At 70.8% G+C, this 22,126-nt stretch carries 18 protein-coding genes and 4 pseudogenes; 13 read left to right on the top strand and 9 right to left on the bottom strand.

What is annotated here, in order from left to right; genetic code table 11:
- The first annotated feature begins 11 nt into the window (after positions 1 to 11).
- Positions 12 to 398 (top strand): hypothetical protein, encoded by a 387-nt coding sequence (locus ABWK59_RS01195; protein ID WP_354637328.1) that lies wholly within the window; start codon positions 12 to 14, stop codon positions 396 to 398.
- A gap of 331 nt (positions 399 to 729) precedes the next feature.
- Positions 730 to 1,374, top strand: coding sequence for an SUKH-4 family immunity protein (locus ABWK59_RS01190; RefSeq protein WP_354637326.1), 645 nt, complete (start codon positions 730 to 732; stop codon positions 1,372 to 1,374).
- Positions 1,375 to 1,650: 276 nt separating this feature from the next.
- Here the strand turns inward: ABWK59_RS01190 and ABWK59_RS01185 are convergent, their stop codons facing one another.
- From ABWK59_RS01185 to ABWK59_RS01175, 3 genes and pseudogenes are all read right to left on the bottom strand, one after another.
- A complete protein-coding gene (locus tag ABWK59_RS01185) occupies positions 1,651 to 2,046 on the bottom strand; it encodes a DUF4234 domain-containing protein (RefSeq protein WP_354637324.1) in 396 nt (131 codons plus the stop codon).
- A gap of 142 nt (positions 2,047 to 2,188) precedes the next feature.
- A pseudogene (locus ABWK59_RS01180) lies at positions 2,189 to 2,290 on the bottom strand (transposase); the annotation flags it as partial.
- A gap of 10 nt (positions 2,291 to 2,300) precedes the next feature.
- Positions 2,301 to 2,729, bottom strand: a complete 429-nt coding sequence (locus ABWK59_RS01175) for a hypothetical protein (RefSeq protein ID WP_354645200.1) — start codon at positions 2,727 to 2,729, stop codon at positions 2,301 to 2,303.
- A gap of 216 nt (positions 2,730 to 2,945) precedes the next feature.
- On the opposite strand from ABWK59_RS01175, the gene ABWK59_RS01170 reads away from it, so the two are divergent.
- The 6 genes and pseudogenes from ABWK59_RS01170 to ABWK59_RS01145 all read left to right on the top strand — a co-directional run.
- The gene (locus tag ABWK59_RS01170; protein WP_354637322.1) at positions 2,946 to 3,248 is read left to right on the top strand and encodes a hypothetical protein; all 303 of its coding nucleotides are present in this window, start codon (positions 2,946 to 2,948) and stop codon (positions 3,246 to 3,248) included.
- Between the two features lie 475 nt (positions 3,249 to 3,723).
- Positions 3,724 to 4,398, top strand: coding sequence for a chitinase (locus ABWK59_RS01165; protein WP_354644793.1), 675 nt, complete (start codon positions 3,724 to 3,726; stop codon positions 4,396 to 4,398).
- A 16-nt stretch (positions 4,399 to 4,414) separates the two neighbouring features.
- The gene (locus tag ABWK59_RS01160) at positions 4,415 to 5,197 is read left to right on the top strand and encodes a thaumatin family protein (protein ID WP_354637320.1); all 783 of its coding nucleotides are present in this window, start codon (positions 4,415 to 4,417) and stop codon (positions 5,195 to 5,197) included.
- A gap of 52 nt (positions 5,198 to 5,249) precedes the next feature.
- Positions 5,250 to 5,426, top strand: coding sequence for a hypothetical protein (locus ABWK59_RS01155; RefSeq protein WP_354637318.1), 177 nt, complete (start codon positions 5,250 to 5,252; stop codon positions 5,424 to 5,426).
- 18 nt (positions 5,427 to 5,444) lie between these two features.
- On the top strand, positions 5,445 to 6,287 hold the full coding sequence (locus ABWK59_RS01150) for a glycoside hydrolase family protein (protein ID WP_354644792.1): 843 nt from the start codon (positions 5,445 to 5,447) through the stop codon (positions 6,285 to 6,287).
- Between the two features lie 196 nt (positions 6,288 to 6,483).
- Positions 6,484 to 6,627, top strand: a pseudogene (locus tag ABWK59_RS01145) (LexA family protein); the annotation flags it as partial.
- A gap of 39 nt (positions 6,628 to 6,666) precedes the next feature.
- Here ABWK59_RS01145 and ABWK59_RS01140 read toward each other — a convergent pair.
- Entirely contained in the window at positions 6,667 to 7,116 is a 450-nt protein-coding gene (locus ABWK59_RS01140) for a ribosomal protein L7/L12 (protein ID WP_354637316.1), read from the bottom strand.
- A gap of 284 nt (positions 7,117 to 7,400) precedes the next feature.
- Here ABWK59_RS01140 and ABWK59_RS01135 point away from each other — a divergent pair, with 284 nt between their 5' ends.
- The 3 genes from ABWK59_RS01135 (at position 7,401) to ABWK59_RS01125 (ending at position 11,881) form a co-directional block, all read left to right on the top strand.
- Positions 7,401 to 7,538, top strand: a complete 138-nt coding sequence (locus ABWK59_RS01135) for a hypothetical protein (protein WP_354637314.1) — start codon at positions 7,401 to 7,403, stop codon at positions 7,536 to 7,538.
- A gap of 264 nt (positions 7,539 to 7,802) precedes the next feature.
- On the top strand, positions 7,803 to 10,511 hold the full coding sequence (lanKC, locus tag ABWK59_RS01130; protein WP_354637312.1) for a class III lanthionine synthetase LanKC: 2,709 nt from the start codon (positions 7,803 to 7,805) through the stop codon (positions 10,509 to 10,511).
- A complete protein-coding gene (locus ABWK59_RS01125; protein WP_354637310.1) occupies positions 10,508 to 11,881 on the top strand; it encodes an MFS transporter in 1,374 nt (457 codons plus the stop codon). The genes lanKC and ABWK59_RS01125 overlap by 4 nt, the downstream gene beginning before the upstream one ends.
- A gap of 423 nt (positions 11,882 to 12,304) precedes the next feature.
- Here the strand turns inward: ABWK59_RS01125 and ABWK59_RS01120 are convergent, their stop codons facing one another.
- Positions 12,305 to 15,913, bottom strand: coding sequence for a M4 family metallopeptidase (locus ABWK59_RS01120; protein WP_354637308.1), 3,609 nt, complete (start codon positions 15,911 to 15,913; stop codon positions 12,305 to 12,307).
- 1,286 nt (positions 15,914 to 17,199) lie between these two features.
- Between ABWK59_RS01120 and ABWK59_RS36570 the strand changes: the two are divergent.
- Positions 17,200 to 17,385: pseudogene (locus tag ABWK59_RS36570) on the top strand (transposase); the annotation flags it as partial.
- 541 nt (positions 17,386 to 17,926) lie between these two features.
- Here the strand turns inward: ABWK59_RS36570 and ABWK59_RS01115 are convergent.
- Both ABWK59_RS01115 and ABWK59_RS01110 read right to left on the bottom strand, forming a co-directional pair.
- The gene (locus ABWK59_RS01115) at positions 17,927 to 18,325 is read right to left on the bottom strand and encodes a hypothetical protein (protein ID WP_354637307.1); all 399 of its coding nucleotides are present in this window, start codon (positions 18,323 to 18,325) and stop codon (positions 17,927 to 17,929) included.
- Positions 18,322 to 19,175: pseudogene (locus ABWK59_RS01110) on the bottom strand (IS5 family transposase). Before ABWK59_RS01110 ends, ABWK59_RS01115 begins: the two are co-directional and overlap by 4 nt.
- A 229-nt stretch (positions 19,176 to 19,404) precedes the next feature.
- Here ABWK59_RS01110 and ABWK59_RS01105 point away from each other — a divergent pair.
- Positions 19,405 to 19,659, top strand: a complete 255-nt coding sequence (locus tag ABWK59_RS01105; RefSeq protein ID WP_354637305.1) for a hypothetical protein — start codon at positions 19,405 to 19,407, stop codon at positions 19,657 to 19,659.
- A gap of 85 nt (positions 19,660 to 19,744) precedes the next feature.
- On the opposite strand, the gene ABWK59_RS01100 is transcribed toward ABWK59_RS01105, so the two are convergent.
- Both ABWK59_RS01100 and ABWK59_RS01095 read right to left on the bottom strand, forming a co-directional pair.
- The gene (locus tag ABWK59_RS01100; RefSeq protein ID WP_354637303.1) at positions 19,745 to 20,746 is read right to left on the bottom strand and encodes a pirin family protein; all 1,002 of its coding nucleotides are present in this window, start codon (positions 20,744 to 20,746) and stop codon (positions 19,745 to 19,747) included.
- A gap of 479 nt (positions 20,747 to 21,225) precedes the next feature.
- Positions 21,226 to 21,543 carry an SCO4225 family membrane protein gene (locus ABWK59_RS01095; RefSeq protein ID WP_420492899.1) on the bottom strand — a complete coding sequence of 106 codons (318 nt, stop codon included), beginning with the start codon at positions 21,541 to 21,543 and terminating at the stop codon, positions 21,226 to 21,228.
- Positions 21,544 to 22,126: the final 583 nt, after the last annotated feature.

The raw sequence follows: 22,126 nt of genomic DNA, 5'->3' as shown, positions 1-22,126 counted from the left end.
GGGGGACGGGCATGGCGAGGGTGTTGGGCGTGGTGCTCTGTCTGCTGGCGGCGGGCGTCGTCTGGCTGTTCGGCATGATGTCCGGATTCGAGACCCGCCCGACCCGGGCGTGTGTCACCGAGCTCTACGGATGGGACCCGGTGGCGTACCGGGCACCCGAACACGAGAACATCCGGATCGAGGAGTCGCTCTTCCCGCCCTCGAGTGTCTGCCGCTGGCCGGATGGCCGGTCCGTCGAACTGGTGCCGTGGTGGAATGCCCCGCTCCTGTTCGGCGCGCTCGGCGGGGCGGTGGCGCTTCCGGCGTACCCTCCGGTCCGACGCGCAGTCGTCCGGCGGCGGGCGAGCCGGCAGGATCACAACACGCCGGCGTCACGGGCCGTCCACACCGAGGGGTAGCCCGGCCGCCAGCCCGTGGCTGGACCGCGCCCTCCGTTGACGGTGTGGTCGCGGCCGTGGGGGACGGCCTGTCGGGGTGGCGCGTCGGCGCTGTGAGTGGAGGGGATGACAGGGTGTCGCTGGGGCAGCGGCTGACTGCGGGATGCCGCAGCGGTCGTCGGGCCGAGGTGGACCTGATCCTGTGTGACGACGGGGATGCAGCAGCTCAGCTTGTGATGGACGAGGACCATCAGAGGTGTCTCAACCGAGCGGGTGAACTCTGGTTGAGGATCATCGAGTCCGGCGGCGTTGAACTCACGGCGCCCGGTGGCCGGAAGAATGGAGGAATACCGTGGAAGAGACGCCCACGAGTCGCGCGGGTGACGGCTCCCTTGAGGCGGGCGTCGGCCTGCCCGCCGGTGCCCGCGATCCGGATGCTGCATGGCTGGATCGGATCTTCGGCCCCGAGCGCGTCTGGCGTCCGTCCGAGCGGGAGCTACCCGGGGAGCTGACTCATGGTCCGACGCGGGAGTTCCTGACGACGGTCGGCCTTCCCTGTGTGTGGATGGAGAGGATCGGGCTCGACTCACGTTCTCTCCGTCTGGAGGGTCTATGGGCCCAGAACGCTGACGAGGCGTACGCGGTGTCCCGGCCGCTCGGCGCGGGAGCGGTCGCGGACTCCTGCTTCAAACTGATGGAGCACCCGGACCACTACTTCATGCTGGACGGAGACAGCGGCGGCATCGATCTGTTCCTCCCGGACAAGTGGGACTGGGGTAGGGGCTACGGCGGCCGCTATGCGTCATCGGTCGCCGAGTTCGTGGCGGTGGTGGGCCTCGCCGCGTTGACGGTGAAGCGCGTGGACGACATGGGGCTCGAGCCGGCGCTGGTGATGTTCGAGGGCTGGCTGGACGAACTGGGGCTGCTGGCCGCGTATCCGGACCTGTGGTCCTACGTCTTCGAGTACCTCGACGAGTACTTCGACGACGAGTCCTGACCGGCCGATGCCCGGACCTCTGGAGCCTGCGCGGCACCGCGCGTACGTGCCGGATGCTTCTGTCGGCGGGCGGTGTCCGGGTGGATTCCTGCGGCGCGGGCGGCGCGGGCGACGGCGAGGGCCCGCGCGGCGGCGTGTGCTGCTCACGCGCTCGCACGCCGCTGCGCAGTGGCACGGACCACGGGGGTCCTTGGTCGGCTGGGCAGTTCCGTCTGGATCACCGAGCGGACCAGGCGGCTGCGGTCTTCTCGTAGGCGGTGGCGGTGCCTCGCCGCCTTACCCCGCGTAGGCGGTCGTGCCGCGGAAGCCCCGGCTGCGGTCCCAGAACGCGTTCAGCTCGCTCTGGTAGTAGAGCGCGTGCAGCCCGAAGAAGAAGCTCAACAGCAGCCCCAGCCACGGGTTGCAGGTGGGGGTGAGATCGGTGTCGCGCTGCATGGTGGCGATGCGCTGGCCGGTGTTGTAGATCGAGACGAACGGCGGGACGATGATGATCCAGCCGAACAGGATCGCGATCACCGACATCGCCGGATTGACGTCGATCCGATGGTCGAAATCGCCCACCTCGCGGTTGATCTTGTACCACCAGACGAAGTGGTAGATCCCCAGCGTCAGTAAGGGCCAGACGAGCCAGACGAGGAAGATGTTCCGGTTCTTTCCGATCTGCCCGGCCATGGTGGACCTCCCGGTGTCGGACCTCCCCCGGTGCATTTTCAGCGTGGTCTTGCGAGGAACCCCGCCGTTTACGGCCGGGAGGAATCGCATCCTTCGCGCTGCGGCGCGGAGCGCCGCAGCATCGCTCCGGAAAGCTGGACGGTCAGTCGGGTCGCTTCTGGTTCTCGATGTACTCCTTGATGATGCTCAGTGGCGCGCCGCCGCAGGAGGCGGCGAAGTAGCTGGGGGACCAGAAGTGTTCGCCCCACAGGTACTTAGGGGGCGATGGCGAGGTCGTAGTACGAGGTGAGTGCGCCGACCAGGTCGTCCATGGCCTCGGGGTCCCCGTCGGCCAGTCGCCGGGACCAGCTCGGCGGGTTGCCGCCGGGAGCCGAACGGCAGAGGTCCTCGGTGATGCGCTGGCGCGGGGTGGAGCGGATCTCCTGGAAGGCGCCACTGCCGCGGAGGGCGTGCCGGCTGGGCGTGAGGAAGTCCGGGATCCAGCCGCGGGCCGGTATGAGGGAGCGGAGCAGGGAGCTCTGGGGCGGGAGAAGGGGTGCGACCCGGCGCCGCCACGCCCGGAACGGCGGAGGCGGGTCGCGAAGGACCTGCACGCTCAGCACCGCCTCGCTCGCCAGGGGAGTGGTCGGCCGGGCGATGGTCACGCGTGCCACGTCCGCCGCGGTGAAGTGGATGCGCAGCACGGAACGCCGCCCTTCTGGTCGTGGCCACGACCCCTATGGGTGGGCGCGGGACCGCCGGCCTTCCAGGGCCATTCGGCCACCAACGAAAGGCTTTGTCGAGGGCGCGTCAGAAGCGGGAGGGTGTGGGCACTCCCCACCGAGGAGTCGGCCCGGGGCCCGAACAGGACGGCACCGGCCGTACCGCGCCATCAGGCGCTCAGCGAGAGGAACGAACACGTGATCAGTGGAGCAACCATCGCCCGTTCCGCGGCGGCCGCGCTCGTCGTCCTGGCGGTCGGCGCCGGCGCTCCGGCCGCCGTCGCGGCCCCGGTCCCCACCGACTCGCCGGCGCCGGCGGCGGTGGCGGTGACGGCGGCGGTGACGGCGCCCGCCGCGACCTGGCGGCCCACGGGCGAGGCCTACCGTACGAGGTCGGCCTGCGAGGCCCGCCGGTCCTACTTCATGGCCGCGTCCAACGTGTACGACTACGACTGCCGCAAGAAGAACGGATGGTACGAGGGCTGGGTCAAGGCCGACTGACCGGCGGCGCAGGCCGGGGGAGGTCCCCGTCCCCCACGGCGGGGACTTCCCCACGACGTTCGGGCGGCCGCCTGGTGAGGGGGAAGGGCCGGCTGCCGCCCGTTCCACCCAGATGCCCGTCCGGTCGGTCAGGCCGTGTTGCTGCGCGACGAGTTCGGCGCGGACGCGTCCGGGGAGTCGTCCCGTCCGGGTGCGCCCGGACGCGTCGTACCGGGCTCCCGTGGCGGGAGGGTGGATCGGTGCCGCGGCGAACCGACCCCTCGAAGTCTGTGAAGTGCGCGACAGTGGCTGGGTGTTGCTGCCGGTCATGGCTGTGTCGGCCGTGCGGGCCGACCGCAACCGGCAGGAGGCCAGGGGTTCACGGGTGCACCGCCTGAAGCGCCGTCCAGGCGCAGGCGCCCCGCGCGGCTGATCGCGACGGCCGCCGAGCCGGTGGGGGAGTGCGCGCAGGCGGCCGCAACTGTTCTACGGGCCGATCGCCGACGCCCCACCCGGGCGGGACGGCGTACCGGTGAGCCTGTGGCCCGTCGCCGGCTTCGTCGTGAGCAGGGCCCAGTTCGACTCGATGTTCCCGAGCAAGAACCGTTTCTACACCTACGACGCGCTGGTCGGTGCGATGAGTGCCTACCCCGGCTTCGCGCACACCGGCAGCGACACCGTCAAGCGGCGGGAGGCGGCGGCCTTCCTGGCGAACGTCAGCCACGAGACCGGCGGCCTCGTCCACATCGTGGAGCAGAACACCGCCAACTATCCGACGTACTGCGACGCCCGCCAGCCCTACGGGTGTCCGGCGGGAAAGGCGGCCTACTACGGGCGGGGCCCGCTCCAGCTCAGCTGGAACTTCAACTACAAGGCGGCGGGCGACGCCCTGCACATAGACCTGCTGCACAGCCCCAACCTGGTGCAGACGAACCCCCAGATCGCCTGGAAGACCGCGCTCTGGTACTGGAACACCCAGTCCGGACCGGGCTCCATGACGGCCCACCAGGCGATCGTCACCGGCGCCGGATTCGGTCAGACGATCCGCAGCATCAACGGCGCCCTGGAATGCAACGGCAGGAACACCGCCCAGATGCAGGACAGGGTCAACCTCTACAAGAGGTTCGCGCAGATCCTGCACGCATCCCCCGGCACCAATCTGACCTGCTGAGCGGAGTGGAGAAGTCATGCGCAGGTTCCTGACCAGGCTGTTCGTCGCCGTTGCCGCTGCCACCCTGACGGTGGTCCTGCCGAGCACGGGCGCGGCGACGGGTGCGGTGATGCCCGCCCGTACCGCACCGGCTGCGGCCGTCAACCACACGGTGACGTTCGTGAATCACTCCTCGCAGAAGCTGTGGATCGGAAGCGCCGTCAACGCCGACGGGTCGAAGCAGTTCACCCGGCTCCCGGTCCTGGCTCCCGGGCAGTCGGCGACGGTGACGATTCCCGAGACCACCGCCCCGTTCCACTGGCGTGGAAAGTTCTTCGCACGGCAAGGATGCGGCGGCGCCTCCGGCAGCACCTTCCACTGCCGGGTGGGCGACTGCGGCCCGTTCGCCGACCACTGCACGACCGGCGAACAACCGGCCAGCCTCGCGGAGTTCAACTTCGACAGCAAGGACGGCGCCGCTCCCTGGTACGACGTGAGCTACGTGAACGCGTTCTCGCTGCCGATCACGATCACTCCGGTGAACGCCACGCCGGCCGGCGGCGGATGCGACACACGGGGCTGTACGGCGAACCTGCTGCCCTACTGCCCGCCCGCCGACCTGACGCGCGGGCCGGACGGCAAGCCGATGCTGTGCACCAACCCCAGCCGGGACACCCCCAGCGACTACAGCCGCGCGCTCAGCGCGAGGTGCCCCAAGGCCTACACGTGGTCCAAGCAGGACCAGGTGCCGGGCAACAAGGTGATGCAGCAGTGCAGCCGGTGCAAGGGCTTCACCGTCACGTTCGAGCGTGTTGCGTGAGCCACCCGTCCGAGGCTTCGTCATGACGACGTGAGGAAAGGAGAGGAGCGCCGTGCGGCGTGGACTACGTCTGTTCACCGTTCTGCTCGCGGTACTGACCTGGCTCACAGCCGGCAGCCCGGCCGACGCGTCCGCCGCCCCGGTGAAGAAGAAGGGCGTGAGTGCCTGGAACTTCACCGGCGTCACCCGGGCCCTGGCTGACGCCAGAGCCGGCTGGTTCTACACCTAATCCTCGGACCGGCAGCAGATCAGGCCGCCGGCCGGCGTCGAGTTCGTCCCCATGATCTGGGGAGCGGCCTCGGTGACCGACGCACAACTCAAGACGGCCAGGAAGGAGGGCACGACCCTGCTCGGATTCAACGAACCCGACCTGCCGGCGCAGACCAACATGAGCGCGGCCAAGGCCCTCGACCTCTGGCCCCGGCTCCAGTCGACCGGGATGCGCCTGGGGGCACCCGCGGTGGCCAGCGGCGGCGACATCGCGGGCGGCTGGCTCGACCAGTTCATGAAAGGCGCCGCCGCCCGCCACTACAAGGTCGACTTCATCCCGCTGCACTGGTACGGCTCGGACTTCCGCGCCGATGCCGCGACCAGTCAGCTGCGCAGTTACCTCCAGGCCACCTACAACCGCTACAAGAAGCCGATCTGGCTCACCGAGTACAGCCTGATCGACTTTTCGAGCGGCACCCCGAGGTATCCGACGCCGCAACAGCAGGCCGCGTTCGTGACGAAGTCGGCTGCCATGCTCCAGGGACTTCCCTTCGTCGAACGGTATGCGTGGTTCACGCTGCGCCGTACCCGCGCGGCGCACAAGCAGGGGCAGACCCTGGCCGGCGGCGCCGACATCCTCACGCAGCTCAGCGGTCAGTTCCTCATCTCCGCAGCCGCTGCCCGGCTCGCCGGGGGAGATCCGACTGTGGCTCGACCGGCTGCTGTCGACGTTGCGAAACGGCCGCTGACCCTGCGCCGGCTCACCCCTAAGCAGGAAGCGGAGCAGGCCAAGCGGGACCACCCGGCGGCTGCCGCGCCGCCTCCAGAAGGTGGAGGCCGCCTCCGAGGGCACCTGGCACGCGCCCGGGTAAGGCGGTGACGCCGTCCACGCCCGCGACGGTGTGGACCAGGAGGTAGCGGTGCTCGACGACCAGCACCTCACCGACGGAGCGCATCAACGCGAAGCGCGGGCGTCGGCCCAGGAGAGGATCGGCTCGGCCGGGGAGGAGGTGTCCAGAACCTCGCCGGTCACCCGGCGCCGGTAGAAGTCCCCGCTCATCCCGCCCCGCCCCCGATCCTTACCCGAGGCGGCGATCTGCGACGGCGATCGGGTCACCGTCCGCCGCCAGCCCGTCGCCGAGCACGGCGACATCGTCGCGGCGATGATCGACGGCGAGGCCGCTGTCAGACGAGCAGAAAGCGTCAACGGCCGGACCTGGACCAATGCCGGTGTGGTGACGGCTTTTGCGTTGTGTTCGTCACCGGGGGCTTGAGGGACGGGTGGTCGCAGGGTTGGTGGTTGCCGGGTGTGGGATCAGGGGGTCGGGGTGGGTGGTGTGTCCGGGGAGGGGGCCGTGGGTGGTGCAGAAGCTGCAGTCGCAGCTGGTCATGGAGTTGGCCGGGCAGTGGGCGGTGGGCCAGTACGGGGACGTGCAGGGGGCGGGGTCGACGGGGGTGCCGGCGTCGGGCAGGGTGCGCCGGCACCAGCCGCACCGGATCGCGGTCGGTACGCCGGCCCGGCGCAGGTGCTGCGCACTCTGGGCGGCGGTGGCGTGGGGGAGGCGGGACCGGACGGTGGTGGGCGCGCTGTCCAGCAGCTGCTTGCTCCGCCACAGGCTCAGCCCGGTGACCGCGCCGACCGCCCTGAGGGCGGTGGGGTCGTGAGGGGAGGGGCCGGTCAGCTCAACGGTGAAATCCGGGTCCTTCACGGATCCTCCTCGTCGGTCGGTGGTGTGTCCGGGTGTCAGTCAAGCGTCCCGACGGGCGGTCGGGCGATGGGTTTTCGCTCTTGCTGGTCGCGTGGCCCGCCGGGCTGACGGCCGGGGGTGGCCTCGGTGGATACCGGTTCCATACCGGTGGCATGCCTGTTCCGGGGCGGGTGATTCTACGTTCTTGTTCAGGTGATCGGCCGGCCCGCCGCAAGGGGGCCGGGTGGTTGCCGGGACGGGGCTGGAGTCCCGTTCCCTCACCGTCGCACGGATAGGAGACGATCATGGCTGACGCCCTTGAGCCGACCAACGACGAGACCGTTCTGCCGCTCCAGGAGCTGGGTGTGAACGAGGACGAGAACGAGGTCGAGGCGCACGCGAGCAGCGTGAGCCTGGCGGCCTGCGCGATGGAGCCGTACTAAGCCATACCGCGGGTGTGAGGGGCGCGTTGGGCCGTCGGCGTGAGCTCGGCGGTCCGGTGTCCCGCATGGACCTGGCCGGCGGCGCGCTCGCCCCTGTGGGGACGTCGAGCGCGCCGCTTCGCGTCTGCCCCGTCCATCGGTACGGCGGTGTTGGGCGCAGCCCGGTCGTCCCTGGGGCGGCCGCCTGTGGCGGGGGCCGGGTGCCTGGTCGTCCGTCGTCGCCTGTCTGTCGGACCCTGTCGTTCGTCCTGTTCTGGAGAGGTCATGAACCAGCCGCTCGGATTCGCTGTTGCCGACCCGGAGTTCTACGCGCCGTTGGAGACCACCGTGGCGCGGGGTGAGGTGTTCCGTCCGGCCGGGGTTCCGGACGGGTGGCAGGGTGTGGAGTCCGGGATCTGGACGATGTGGTTCCGTGAGAAGCTCCGGGGGGTCGAGGACGGCTGGAAGGTCCATGTGTCGGCCCGCGCCGACCGGTTGGGCCCCGTCCTGGACATCGCCGCGCGGGTCTGCTTCGAGCAGGACGTGGCGTTCAAGCACCTGTCGGCCCGCCTGTTCTACTGGTGGACCCATCACAAGCACGCGCCGCGCCCGCAGGCCGGGAAGTTCATCGCCGCCTACCCGCGTGACGTGGAGGCGGCGGAACGGCTGATGGAACAGCTCGACTCGGCCCTCGCCGGCGAGCAGGGACCGCGCATCCTCTCCGACCGGCGCTACCGGACCTCCGGGACGGTGCACTACCGGTACGGGGCGTTCGTTCCCCGGACCCGCCTGCGGGCGGACGGTTCCCGGACCTTGCTGGTCCGAGACGGCGCGGGCCGACTGGTGGAGGACCGGCGCGGAGTCACCCCCCGACTTCCGGACCAGATCACGGATCCCTTCCGTCGGCCCGCGCCGGCCCCCACCTCCGCGGACGCTCCCGCACCTGCGCCCGCGGCGGCCTCGCATGCGTTCGGTGGGTTCGTCTTCGAGTCGGCGGTGCGTCACAGCAACGCCGGTGGCGCCTACCTGGGACGTGAGGAGGCCACCGGCCGGGCGGTGTTCATCAAGGAGGCGCGGGCGCACATCGCGTTCGAGGACGACGGTCTGGATGCCCAGGCCAGGCTGCGGGGGGAGTGGGAGACCCTGCGGGTCCTCCACGAACAGGCCCCGGGGCTGGCGCCGGAGCCGATCGCCTACTTCCGCCAGTCGGGGCACGAGTACCTGGTCAGCGAGCTCGTCGACGGCCGGGCGCTGAACTCCTGGATGGCCGTGAACAATCCGCTGGTGCGGGTCGGTCGGACGGCCGGGCAGGTCGCCGCGTACTTCGAGCGCTGTGAAGGGCTCATCGCCGGTGTCGAGGACGCGCTGGCCCGGTTGCACGCGTGCGGCTACCTCTTCGTGGACGTCAGCCCCGGCAACGTCCTGGTCGCCGAGGACGACACCGTCCGGCTCGTCGACTTCGAGGCCGCGCAGCGCCCCGGCGCGTCCCGCGCCCTGATCGGCACCCCCGGTTACGCGCCGCCGCGCGCGCTGGTGGGGGAGGACCTCGCGGTTCACGACGACTACGGTGTCTCGGCCCTCGCCCTGCTGCTGCTCGGCCCTTTCCACCACGTGGTGCGCCGCAACCCGGACGCGCTGGCCCATCTCCACGCCGACATCAGCCGGTACGGCCCGCTCCCGGACGGCCTGTGGCGCCGCGTCACCAAGTACCACACGCCGACCGGCGCCACACTCAGCGCCCCGGGACCCGAAGCGGCCGCCCCCGAACCTGCGTCCGCCCCCGCCGCTCCTGTTTCGGGCTTCCGGTTGCCCACGCCCGGGGAACTCGCCGCGGAGCCGGCCCGGTACCTTGCCGATCTGCACCGTTCGGTGGGCGACGCGCTGCTCGCGATGGCGGATGTCGGCCACGGTGAGCGGATGTTCCCGACCATCGCGGACGGCTACCGCACCAACACCCTGTGTGTGGCCTACGGCGCCGCGGGTGTCGCGCACGCCCTCCACCACGCGGGTCGGCCCCTGCCCGAGGGCCTGCTCGACCGGCTGCGCCGCCAGGCCCTCGCCCAGGCCGACGACCTCGCTCCCGGCCTGTACGTGGGTTCCGCGGGGATCGCCCACGTGCTGGCGGGCCAGGGACTGTTGGAGGAGGCCCGCGACCTGCTCGCTGCCGCCGACCGCCATCCCCTTCTCGCCGAGAGTGCCACCGTGTTCGGCGGATCCGCGGGCCTGGCGCTCGGCCACCTCGCCCTCCACCACCACACCGGGGACGAGCACCACCTCGACCGGGCTCTCGCTCTCGCCCGGGCGATACCGGACGACGACGCCCGCCTCACCGTTCTCCTCGGCGACAACAACCCGACCGGCCTGGTCCACGGCCGGCCCGGCATCGCTCTGATGTTCCACCACCTCGCCCGCGCCACCGGCGACGACCGCCACCTCCAGCGCGGCCTGCGCCTGCTGCACGCCGAACTCGACCGGGAGAGCGACCCGCGGGAGGTGGCGATGACCTTCCCGATCTCCGCCACCGACCGCCGTGACATGCCCTACCTCTACGCCGGCTCCGCCGGGATGCTGCTCCCCGTCACCCGCTACCTCCAGGCCACCGGTGACGAACGCCTCGCCGCCGCGATGCCCCGCCTGCTGGCGGCGATGCGCATCCCGTACACCGCCATGCCCGGACTCTTCCAGGGCTTCGCGGGCCTGGGCCTGGCCCTCACCGACCACGCGGCCGCCACCGGCGATACGGACAGCCGGTGCGAGGCGCAGCGGATCGCCCGCGGACTGTTCAAGTACGCGCTCCCGCACCCCACCGGCACCCGCCTGCTCGGCCACGGGATGCTGCGCCACAGCGCGGACCTGTGGAGCGGCTCCGCCGGAGTGCTGCTCTTCCTCACCCAGCTCCTCCAGCCCCGCCCCGACCCGCTGTTCACCCTCGACGACCCCGCCACCCCGCGCCCTGCCGCACTGCCCGCGTCGTCGTCTGCGGTCCGGTCGTGAGTGCGCCCCCGGTTCCGGGTGTATCCGGGGCGGGACGTGACGTCCGCTTCTACTGGTGGGGGCAGACCGCGTCCGCGTTCGGTACGTCCCTGAGCGCGATCGCGTTGCCGGTCGTGGCCCTGACCGACCTGAACGCGACCGCGGGGGACATCGGTGTGCTCGGCGCGGCGGCCACCCTGCCCGGCATCCTCCTCGGGCTCCCGGCCGGGGCGCTGGCCGACAAGATCACCCGTCCGCGTCGGGCGATGCTGCTCCTGGACACCGCCTCCGCCCTCGCGCTCGCCGCTCTCGCGCTCGGGGTCGCCCACCAGGTCGCGTCCCTGGCCTGGCTCGTGGTCCTCGGAGCCGTCCAAGGGTTCATCGCGGTCCTGCTCGGCTCCCTGTACCTCCTCCACCTGCGCCACCTCGTCGGCACGCAGGCCCTGGGCCCGGCCCGGGCCCGGCTCCAGGCCGGCCAGTACGGCGCGGCGCTGGTCGGCCGGGTCGCCGCCGGGCCCGTCATCGCGCTGGCCGGAAGTGCCGCCGCCCTGGCCGTGGACGCGGGCAGCTACCTGATCAGCGCCCTCGCCCTCCTCGCCATGCGAGCCCCCGACCGCACCCCCCACCGCCCCGGCCCGGCCGAACCGATCACGCTGCGCACCGCCGCCGCCGGACTCACCTTCTTCGCCCGCCACCCCTTCCACCGCGCCCTGCTCGTCTTCATCACGGTTCCGGCCGCCGCCCTGACCGGCAGTCAGACCCTCACCGGGCCCTTCCTGTTGCGCACCGTCCACCTGCCCGTGGGCGTCTACGGGCTGGCGTTCGTCCTGTCGGGTGTCATGGGGCTCGCCGGTTCCGCGGTCGCCGCCCGCCTCCTCCGTCCGGGCAGCGACCCCCGAACGGTGACCCTGGCCTGCTTCGCCGCCGCGCTCCCCAGCTCGCTGCTCCTGCCGCTCGCGGGCGGGCCCCTGCCCGTCGCCGTGGCCTTGGCCGCGCTCGGCCTGGGCCTGCCGATCTTCTTCGGGGCGATCGCGAACGTGGCGCTCGGCGCGGTCCTCGCCGCCGACATCGCCGAGCAGGCCATGGGCCGCGCCACGGCCGCGCTCCAGATGATCGTCTCGACCACCACCATGCTCGGCGCCCTGGCCGCGGGCGCCCTCGGCGACCACGTCGGCGTCCGGCCGGCCCTGTGGCTCCTCGGCACCTGCGCCCTGGCCGCCGTCGCCCTCGCCGGCCCGCCCGCCCTCCGCGCCGCCCGCACCCTGAACCCCACCCCCTCGGCCGCCACCACCACCGCCCCACCACCCGCTGGCGCTCACCCGGACCCCGACCGGCCAGGCGAACGCCGGGACAACGCCGCCCCGGGACACCGCCCCCCACTCGGACCCTGACCCCGCGCCCCTGGGCCGTCCCCGCGCGAGGCCGCACGCCGGGTCGTCACCGCCCCCCGACCGGCAGGGCCCGCAGGCCGCCGAGCGTCTGCGCCAGCGACCGGAACACTGCCGGACCGGCTCGGACGGCTCACCGACAGCGGACCGGCTCCCCTCGCCCGAACCGGGCTGCCGGTCAGGGACTGTGTCACCGCTCCGGCGCCGGAACAGGAACCCGTGAGCGGAGAAGGAGGAACGGTCCTGGGCGGCCCGGGCGAAGACCTGCATCGTCCGGCCGGAGGTTCTTCGTTCCCGGAGTGGCGGGTGACCAGGGTGGCGTCGACCCGGTGCGCGTACCGCCGCCCCGTCCCGGATCCGCGCGAGGCGGGCCGGAACGGGGCGGCGGACGACGGGACTCGGCTCACCGCGTGGGTGCGGACCGCATCACCCCTCGATCCGGTGCGTCGACCAGAACGAGGTCAGGTCGGTGGTGGTCGCCGCCTGCGCCGCCGCCTTGAAGTCGGCGGTGGTGGAGATGCCGTACCAGTGGTTCGTCGTGTAGTCCTTGAGGAGCTTGGCCATGGCGGTGTCGCCGATGAGGCGGCGCAGGTCGTGCAGGGCGCACTTGCCGTAGCCGTAGACCACGGTGGCGTAGCGGGAGGAGTCGGTGTCCCAGTAGGCCATGGAGTTGGTGATCTTCTCGTCCGGGGAGGTCCAGGAGACGTTGTTCCAGCAGCCGGTGCCGGTCTTGCCCAGGGCGAGGTCGGTGGCGTAGTCGGTGAACGACTCGTCCAGCCAGGGGCTCGTGTACTCGTCGTCGCCGACGATCCCGTAGAACCACTGGTGGCCGATCTCGTGGGTCAGGGCCGTGGTGCTGACCTGGTCGAGGACGAAGCCGGGGTACTCCATGCCGCCGAACCAGAAGTCGTCGTCGATGACCGCGTCGAGTTCGCCGTACGGGTAGGCGCCGAAGCGTCCCGCGTGGGCGTCCGCGGCGGACTTGGCGGTGTCCAGCATCGACTGCGCGTCGGAGGTGCTGATGCCGGAGACCGAGTACACGTTGATCTTGGTGCCGGCGGTCGAGGTGCCGGAGATCTTGGTGAACGGGCCCGCCGCCCACGCGAAGTCGCGCACGTTCGTCGCGGTGGCCTTGGTGACCGTACGGCCGGAGGTGCCCGGGGTGTCCACCGAGGTGCCGGTGGCCGGGACGGACAGGGACGTGGGGTGGTCCAGGGTCACCGTGAAGTCGGCGGCGAGGGAGTAGAAGGACTCGCCGTTGTCCGTGTACGGGTCCAGGTGCCAGCCCGCGCCGTCGTGAACCGCGAGCACCGGCAGCGCGTTGCCGATGAAGCTGAACGCCCCGTCGTGGCCGAAGCGGTCGGCGCCGCTCGGCACGGCTATGGAGAGGTCGAAGCCGACCGACGTGGACTGGCCCTGGTTCAGCGGGGTGGGCAGGGTGACCTTGAGGGCGGTGCAGTTGACGCTGAGCCCGCCGCTGGTGCCGCCGGTCACCTTGGTGACGGTGATCGGGGTGGTCGGGCAGGTGCCGTGGTAGTTGTCCCACAGCCGCAGGTAGACCTCGCCGAGCGGGGTGGCCGAGGCGTTGGTGAAGGCCACGCTCTCGTGACCGGTCCAGTTCTGACCCGTGGAGTCGCTGGTGAGGCTGACGGTGTACGCGGGCTTGCCGGGCGTACGCGTGCCGTCGGCCGGCGGGATCGAGCTGCCGGAGACGTCGAGGGTCACGTCGTCCAGGACGAAGCTGGTCTTCAGGCTGGAGTCCTCGGTGCCGGTGAAGGTCAGGGTGACCGTCTGGCCGACGTAGGAGCTGAGGTCCAGGGTGCGCTGGGTGTAGCCGGCCGCCGCGTCGACGTTGGACAGGGTCGTCTTGCCGGTGCCGCTGACCTTGACCTGGAACTCGTCGTAGGCGGTGGAGCCGCTCTCGGCGGTGTCGATGTGCAGCCAGTACGTCAGGGTGGCCTTGGTGCAGCCGGCCGGGATGGTCACCGACTGGTTGACGGTGTCGGTGGCCGTGGTGCCGTGGCCGCCGAACCACGCGAACCGGGTGCCGGTGTGCGCGCTCTGGCCGCTCTTGGCGCCGATGACGCCGGTGTCCCCGGTCCACGGCGAACTGCCGCTCTCGAAACCGCCGTTGGAGACGACCTGGGTGCCGGTGCAGCCGCCCGTGCCCTTGATGGTCAGCGTGTACTGCGCGGTGTGGCTGGCCACACCCGTGCCCTTCACGGTGATCGTGTACGTGCCGGGGGCGGCCGAGGACGTGGTGGTGACGGTCATCGTCGAGCTGCCGCCCGAGCTGACCGAGGCGGGGCTGAAGGAGACCGTGACACCCGCCGGGGCGCCGGTGGCACTCAGGTTGACCGTCTGGGCGGAGCCGCTGGTGGTCGTGGTGCCGACCGTGGCGGTCGCCGAGGCGCCCGGGTTCACGCTGCCCGTGGAGGGGCTGACCGACACCGAGAAGTCCTGGCCCGGGTTGCCGGAGCAGGTCGGGTCGCCGCTCTGCGCGGGAACGCTGATCGCGTCCCAGGCGGCCTTGGTCTTGTTGAACAGACCACAGGAGGCGTCGAGGTTCTTCGCGACCGTCAGGGTCGCGGTGCGGTACTTCTTGTACGTCATGCCGCTGGTCTTGAGCAGCATGCCGCCGTAGAAGATCTTGCCGGCGTTCTGGATGCCCATGCCGGTGACCGTGGAGCCGTTGCAGGTCGGGCTGTTGGGCTTGCCGCCGCCGGGGGCCGAGCCCTCGGACATCAGGTAGAACCAGTGGTTCAGCGGGCCGGCGGCCTCGTGGTGCGGGGTGTTCGGGATCGCCGAGGAGTAGCAGTTCGGGTGACCGAGCTTCGAGGGGTCGTACATGTTGCGGATCGGGCCGGTGCCGAGGATGTTGGCCGTCTCGCCGATCAGGTAGTCCGGGGTGTCGTACGGGGAGGGCTCGTTGGCGTACGCCTCGGTCAGTGTGCCGAAGATGTCGCCGGTGCCTTCGGCGACACCGTTCTCGTTGTTGATGCCGCCGCCGGGCGTGTACTGGTCGATGCCGTGGCCGAACTCGTGGCCCACGACGTCCATCGAGGCGATCCACTCTTCGGCCTGGTTGTAACCGATGTTGACGCTGGATCCGTTCCAGAAGGCGTTGTAATCGCGCAGACCGACGAAGAGGTGCCAGCTGCCGCCGTTGCCGTCATGGCCGTTGCGGCCCAGCCAGTTCTTGAGCATGTCCCACTCTTTTTGGGCCGCCCACATCGCATCGACGCAGCCGGTCTCAATGCTGGTGGGATCGCCGTTGCCCCAGGAGTCCGTGGACTTGAAGAACTCCCCCCAGGCGTCGTCGGTGCATCCCAGGCCAGGGCGGTTCGCGTCGATCAGCGTGAACTTGCCGTCCACTTTGCTGGTGTCGATGGTCAGCGGGTTGGGACCGTTCCACTTGCTGGTGCCGGTGCCGGCGTGCACGTCGTCCTGGGTGGCGATCACCTTGCCGCTGAGCGCGTCGACGAAGACGTGCAGGTGGCTCGGCGCCGTCTCGGTGAGGCCGGTGAGGACCGTCTCCCAGGCCAGGTGCGGCTCGTCGTTCGCCACGTGCACGACGAGGCGGGGCGCCTCGGCCTTGTCGACCGACTTCAGCTGCGCCCGGCCGGTCTGCTCGGCAGCGGCCGCGCTGATGCGTGCCTCGGTGGAGACGTCGATCCTCGCCGTGGTGGCCGAGGAGGCGGCGCGGACCTTGCCCTCGCCGTCCGCGAGGACGACCGCGTCACCGCCGACGACCGGCAGGCCGCGGTAGGTGCGCTCGTAGGCGACCGAGTAGAGGCCGTTGACCCAGGGGGTGACCTGGGCGCGGGCGTACTCCTCGGACGGGCCCTTGGCCAGAGCGTCGAGCCCGCTGTTGGCGGCCTTGTCGGCAGCCGTCACGGCCAGGCTGAACGGGGTGGGCGCGGGGGCCTTGGCGGTGGCGGGGGAGTCGGCCGTGGCGGCGGAGGCTGCGGGCAGCGCCGCCACACCGAGGGTCACCGCCAGCGCGACGCCGGCAATGGTGAATCTTCGTAACAACGGGACTCCTTCTGCGACGGCCCGGGGTGGGGCCGGTGACAGCCGGACGACTGGGTTGGCGCCCGGGTGGGGCTGGAGATGCGGCGGTGTATTGCGCAACGGCGGCGGGCGCGAACATGTCATCTCGCGCGGCCGGGCGGCATCCTCGCCGATGAATCGTCAGGGTTGCAATCCGTAGGCCCGGTTCGGCGAGTACGTACACATCGCGACGGCGCCCCTGTGACGACTCCCGTCGAGGTCGGCCCACCATGGGGATGCGCCGCGTGCTGGGCCGATCGGCTCAGGTCCGGCGAGCCTCGGGCGACCTGCCCCTCGGCAATCGCGTACAGGTGCTCGACCCGGGCCTTCTTCGTGGCGTAGTCCGGGTCGCGGGAGGTCTTTCAGGACTTCACGCGTTGAAAACGAGACGCCCTGAGCTTTGCCCCGTGACGTGGACACCCATGTGCGTGATCTTCGTGAGAGCGTCGTGCTGTTCGGCAGCCAGCGCGAGGTTGGTTCCAGGTCAACCGCGGCCCGGTGGTAGCAGGCCCGGTCCAAGTTGATTCCCTGGAGCCGGCACCGACTGGTAGCCGGCCGCCTGCAGGGCAATCGGTTCGGGACGAACACCCGTGTACGGGACGCGGGAAACCTGGCGCTCCCCGACCGGCATGACGTCGTCGAGGGCACCTCGGCCGAGACGCGGGCGTACCGCCGATACGTGGCCAGGCCGCACCATCCTCTTCCTTCGCGGGTGGGACGGCCAGGGGGCCCCGAGTTCGGCCCGAGGGCGCGGCGGCGGTCTGCGGGCTGATCGATGCCGGATCACGCGACCGCCGGCGTGGTGGGGACCAAGTGGTGGCGCCCGGCTGCGCCTCGCCCACGCGGACCGGACTGCCGCGCTGACATGCCATCAGCTCCGTCCCACCTGCCTGACGCGCCTACGGGAGGCGGGCATGGCTCTGGCAGCGGTGCAGGACTGCGCAAGCACGACACTCTCGCGCAGATCGCCGCCGGCTTCCGGATCAGCATCGGCACGCGCACGCCTGCCATGACCCGTGAACGGCATCCGACCCCCGGTCTCCAACAGTCTCCAAGACCTGCGGCATGACCATCGACCACCGCGAACCCGGGCGGGTGCTGCGCGCCCCCACGCGGACCTGTGGACCACCCTCGCTGACCGTGAGGACCTCGACAACCACGCCGTGCGTCGGGATGCTCTGTCGGTCCGCGAACAGCATGTGCGCGGCGGCGCTCGTGGACGAGCGGCCCGCCGTCGTCGAGCTCCGCGTGCGGGCCGCGGCAGCTTCTGGCAGCGCGGTACGAACGAGAACACGGACGGTCGGCTGCGGGCAGTACCTTCCCAAGGGCAGCGACCTCTCGATCCACACCTCCGACGACCTACGAGCGATCGAGGACCGCCTCAACAACCGCCCCTGCAAGACCCTGGACGGTAGACCCCGGCCGAGCTGTTCGCAGGCGCCCTGACGGCATGACACCAGCAGCGTTGCGACGATCACGCGAATCCGCCATCCCTTGTGAGGGCCGCTCAGGTCCTCCGGACGATCAGAACGGGTCCGCCACCACCCACATTGTCGTTCTCGTCGTAGAAGGTGGTGCGCTCTAGCCATCGGGCAGCGTTTGGAGCAGGTACATGATCTTCAGTTCATCTCCTCCGTACAGCCAAGACCGCGATCTCGCAGCGGAAGCCGTCCTGCTTCACCGTCACAGGGGCATGAGTCGACGCACCGGCCGACCGGGGAGCGGACGGCCGCTACGGTGTCCCTGGACAAGAGACAACCGGGCGGACGGACCGCTGCGATCGGAGCCGGCCGTGGCTTTGAACGCGTGGCCGAGGGGCAGCCGTTGGGCCGTGGTCGCCACGGGGCCATGTGCCGTGCACGGCCGAGAACGCGGTGACCGGAGACCTCCCGCAGCGGCCGCCACCCCCTGAGCACGCTGTTCCCCCAGCTGTGTGCCGCTGGCATTGGATCACTACGGCGCGCGGCTCGGGGAGTTGGCACGGCTCAGTGGACGTTAAGTCCGTTTCTGGTATCGGCCTCGTCCGGGTTGGGTGAGGAAGCCTTGGCGAGTGAGGCGTCCGAGGCGGCTGCGGGTGATGTTGACGGACGCCTCGTCGGTGGGCATGCCGAGGAGTTCGTGCAGCTCGCGCGCCCGGAACTCCTGGTCGGGGTGCTGGTTGAAGGCGTTCACGATGGCCTGGTAGGTGGTGTTCGTCTCGGGTGGTTCGGGTTCGGTCCCTGCCGGCGTGATCTCCGCGATGATCTTTCGGGCGGTGGCCAGGTCCGTGAGCCGCGCTTCGGTTTCGGTCAGGTCGGCGGCGAGCTCTTCGATCCGGGCGCGCAGTTCAGCGGCCCGGGTGGCGGCCTCGTCCTGCCGGACCTGGAGGTCTGCCAGGAGTTCGGCGATGTTCACGCGGCCAGTCCGAGGGTGTCGCGCCAGCTGAGGGCGGGTGTGGTGAGGCGGCGGGCCATGTTGGCGGTGGAGGCCCAGTAGACGCGTGAGGCGGAGGTGTCGGGCCGGTGGTCGTACTCGCGGGCGAGGCGCCGGTGCAGCATCAGGGTGCCGTTCGTCTGCTCCACCACCCACCGCTTCGGCTGCGGGACGAAGCCCTTGCCCTGGTCGGCGGGGTTGCGGCGGACGACCTCGACGTCGATGTCCAGCAAGGCGCCGTGGATGACGACCTCGTCCTTGAAGCCCTGGTCCACCAGGGCCTTCTCCAGTCGCATCCCGCACCGCTCGGCGGCCTGGTCGAGCAGGGCGGTGCCGGCGGCGTTGTCGTGAGCGGAGGCGGCCAGGACGACGACCCCGATGATCAGCCCCATGACGTCCACGGCCAGCCCCGCTTGCGCCCCGACACCTTCTTGTTGGCGTCCAGTCCCGTCGTGGTCCTCGGGACACCGGCGGCCGCGCGGACGGACTGGGTGTCGATGATCACGAGGGACGGGTCCTCTAATCGGCGGGCCCTCTCCCGCACCTGGCAGCGCAGGAGTTCCTGGATCCGCTGGTCGAGACCGTCCTGGCGCCACAGCGTGAAGTAGTAGAACACCGCCGACCAGGACGGCAGGTCATGGGGCAGGTAGCGCCACTGACAGCCCGTCCGGTTTTGGTAGAAGACCGCGTTCACGACCTCCCGCAGATCACAGACCCCCGGATCCCCGGTCGCCGACCGCGCCACCCGGTCCTGCTTCCAGGCCGTGATCATCGGCTCGATCAACACCCACTGCTCGTCCGACAAGTCGCTCGGATACGCCCGTCTGTCCATGGGCCGCAGAACATCACCCGAGTCCAGACCGGCACGCCAGTTCGGCTGGCGTTCACACGAACGAGCGATCACGAACCCAGAGAAAGGGGACTTAACGTCCACTCAGGCCGAAGCTGCCGCCACGAGGTGGGATTGGGAACCGGCGCATGCGGTCTTCACAGGTCCGCAGTCCCGGACATTCGTGATCCTCCTCCTGTGCGTTGTCCGGCCAGCGAGTGGAAGCGACTGGTTGGAATTCCAGCTTCAGGTGGGCTGGACGGACCGGGGGCAGCACGAGGTGACTGCCTCGGTCAACGTGGGCTGCTGGTGCGAGACCGACCACGGCACCCATGACGTCGACGTCCTCAAGTTCGCCGTCGGTGACGAGATCTCGCTACCCCGGGCCTTCGAAGCATGTGCCGAGCGCATGACGAGGTGGCTGGCCGACGCGCACGACGCAGACTTCTGGCGAGCCCGAGAAGAATTGCCAGCGCGCCGGACGTAGGGGCTCTCGGGCCGATTCGACGGCACAGCGACATCGGATCGGCCGACGATGCGCAACGACGAGTCCGGGAGCCATGCCCCTGGCATCACCGTTCCGGGCGACGATCGGCTCCCCGCGCCGTGTGCGGCATGATCGCGTCGTCCGGGATCACCCCGAGCCGGCCTGCCTCGTAGTCCTCCATGGCCTGGATGATTTCGGCCTTGGTGTTCATCACGAACGGCCCGTACTGGAAGACCGGCTCCCGGATCGGCTCCCCGCCCAGGATCAGCACGTCCAGGTCGGCCGCGTCGCTGCCGGGCCGGCTGCTCGCCGTGACGGTCAGGGCGTCGCCCGCGCCGAGGACCGCGAGCTGGTGAGCGGCGAGGGGTCGACCCTCGGTCCCCACCGAACCGTGTCCCGCCAGCGCGTAGACCAGCGCGTTGAAGTCGGGTCGCCAAGGCAGTAGCAGGCGCGCTCCGGCAGCGATGGTGGCGTGTACGAGAGTGATCGGCGTGAACGTCGAGCCGGGGCCGGCATGTCCGCCGAGGTCTCCGGCGATGACCCGCACCAGCGCGCCGCCGTCGGCAGAGGACAGCAGCGTGACCTCGGGGCCTTCGATGCTCTGGTACTTGGGCGGGTTCCATTTGCTGGCCCTGGGCAGGTTGACCCACAGCTGGATGCCGTGGAACAGGCCACCGGAGACGACCAGCGCCTCGGGTGGCGTCTCGATGTGCAGGATCCCGCTTCCCGCGGTCATCCACTGCGTGGCGCCGTCGGTGATCAGACCGCCGCCCCCGTGCGAGTCCTGGTGCTGGAAGAGACCGTCGATCATGTAGGTGACGGTTTCGAAGCCCCGGTGCGGGTGCCAGGGCGTCCCCTTGGGTTCGCCCGGTGCGTAGTCGACCTGGCCCATCTGGTCCATGTGGACGAACGGGTCGAGCGACCGTGTCGGAACACCGGCGAAGGCCCGGTACACCGGGAAGCCCTCACCCTCGAACCCGCTGGGCGCAGAGGTCACCGTCGTGACCCTCCGCTGCGCGGCGACCTGCGGATCGGGCTCGGCGATACGCGGCAGATCCAGGACGTTGTCCACGGTCACGGCGGGCATGACACACTCCCCGAGGGGGTCGGAAGGTCCGATCCAGTCTAGTGTTCGGGCGGCCCACGGGCATCTCACGCCCCTCGGGCGCTCGATCTTCTCGACCCGGCCATGGCCGCAGTCTCGGCTCCGAGCGGTAGGCCCGGGCCGGGTTCGGTGGCCCTGTCCGTCGCAGCGGCGGCGGGCCGCTCGGTGGCAGCGCCGGGGTGCCTCTCCTGCCGCCGCCCAAGTGCCGCCCAAGCCTGCGCGCGACCTTCCCCGCGCCGGTCTCGGAGAAGGCCGACGCTCCCGCGCTGGCAGAGAGCGGGTCGCCATGGCCGAGAGCGCGGTCACGCCGGATAGCCCCAGGGCACTCGCGTAGCCGAACCCGGAACGGTGATCTGCTCGCTGGTGGCCCCGGCTCGGGCCGGTGGTGAGGGCGCGGATCCTGGCTGCGGCACGCTTTCCCCGGCGGAGGTGGTCTCCGGTCGGGGTGGTGTCGCAGCTCGCTACGCGACGGTGCGGCGGTCTCGCGCTGAGGCGCGGTTGCCGGCGACCGGCCGCCCGAGGAGGACGGCGTTGCCGAGTCCGGCCGTGACGGTGGTGGCGATGAGGAGCAGGGGGCCGACCCATTCGACCGGGCTGTCCCAGAAGACGGCGGGCAGGGGCAGGGCGAGGAGGCCGGCAGGTGCGGTGGCGAGGGTGAGCCGCATGCTGGCGAACGCAGGGTCGTGGACGACGTACGTGGCGTGGACGTCGAGACCGACCGCGGCTGCGACCAGGGCCAGGTAGGCCCGCGAGAACATGTTGTCGAACGCGGGGGCCAGCAGAGCGGGGATCCGGCAACGGCGGCCGTATCGGCGCTCGCACTGCCCGCCTCCGCCGCCGAGTCGGCCCGCTCAACGGCGCCGGGCCAGGCCGGCTTCGGTGTCAGCCGGGCCCAGTTCGACGCGATGTTCCCGAACACGGCCACGACGGGATTGCCGGGATTCCCTGAGCCTTTTCAGCGCTGCCTCTCCAGGGTGAGGACGGCTTTGGCTGCTGATGTCAGGCGGCTGGGGCTGCAACGGGCGTGGTGGAGGATGCGCCAGCACTTGACACCACGGCGCCGGCCGGTGCCGGGGCCTCCAGCCGCCAGGCTCCGGGCCGCCCCCGTGAGGGTCGCCCTTGTGACGGTCATGGCGCGTGGGGGCTTTTCGGTCGCGTGTCCAAACCTCTTCGGTGGTCGCCGTCATGCTTGCGGAGGAGCTTGATCCATAAGCTGGCGGCACGCGGCGCGGTGCCGAGCCTGTTGGGAAACGAGCAGGCCGTTCAACACCGCTGCGGTATGGGGGAGTCGTACGCCGTTCCCGGGATTCGGGAGTCGAACGACCGGGCCTGACCGGCTCGCCCGACATGCCGGCCCGTAGT

Origin of the sequence: Kitasatospora sp. HUAS MG31 (assembly GCF_040571325.1) — a bacterium.
Classification (GTDB): Bacteria; Actinomycetota; Actinomycetes; order Streptomycetales; family Streptomycetaceae; genus Kitasatospora; species Kitasatospora camelliae.
The sequence above is the reverse complement of the archived record's forward strand: the minus strand, read 5'-3'. Positions and strand labels throughout refer to the sequence as shown.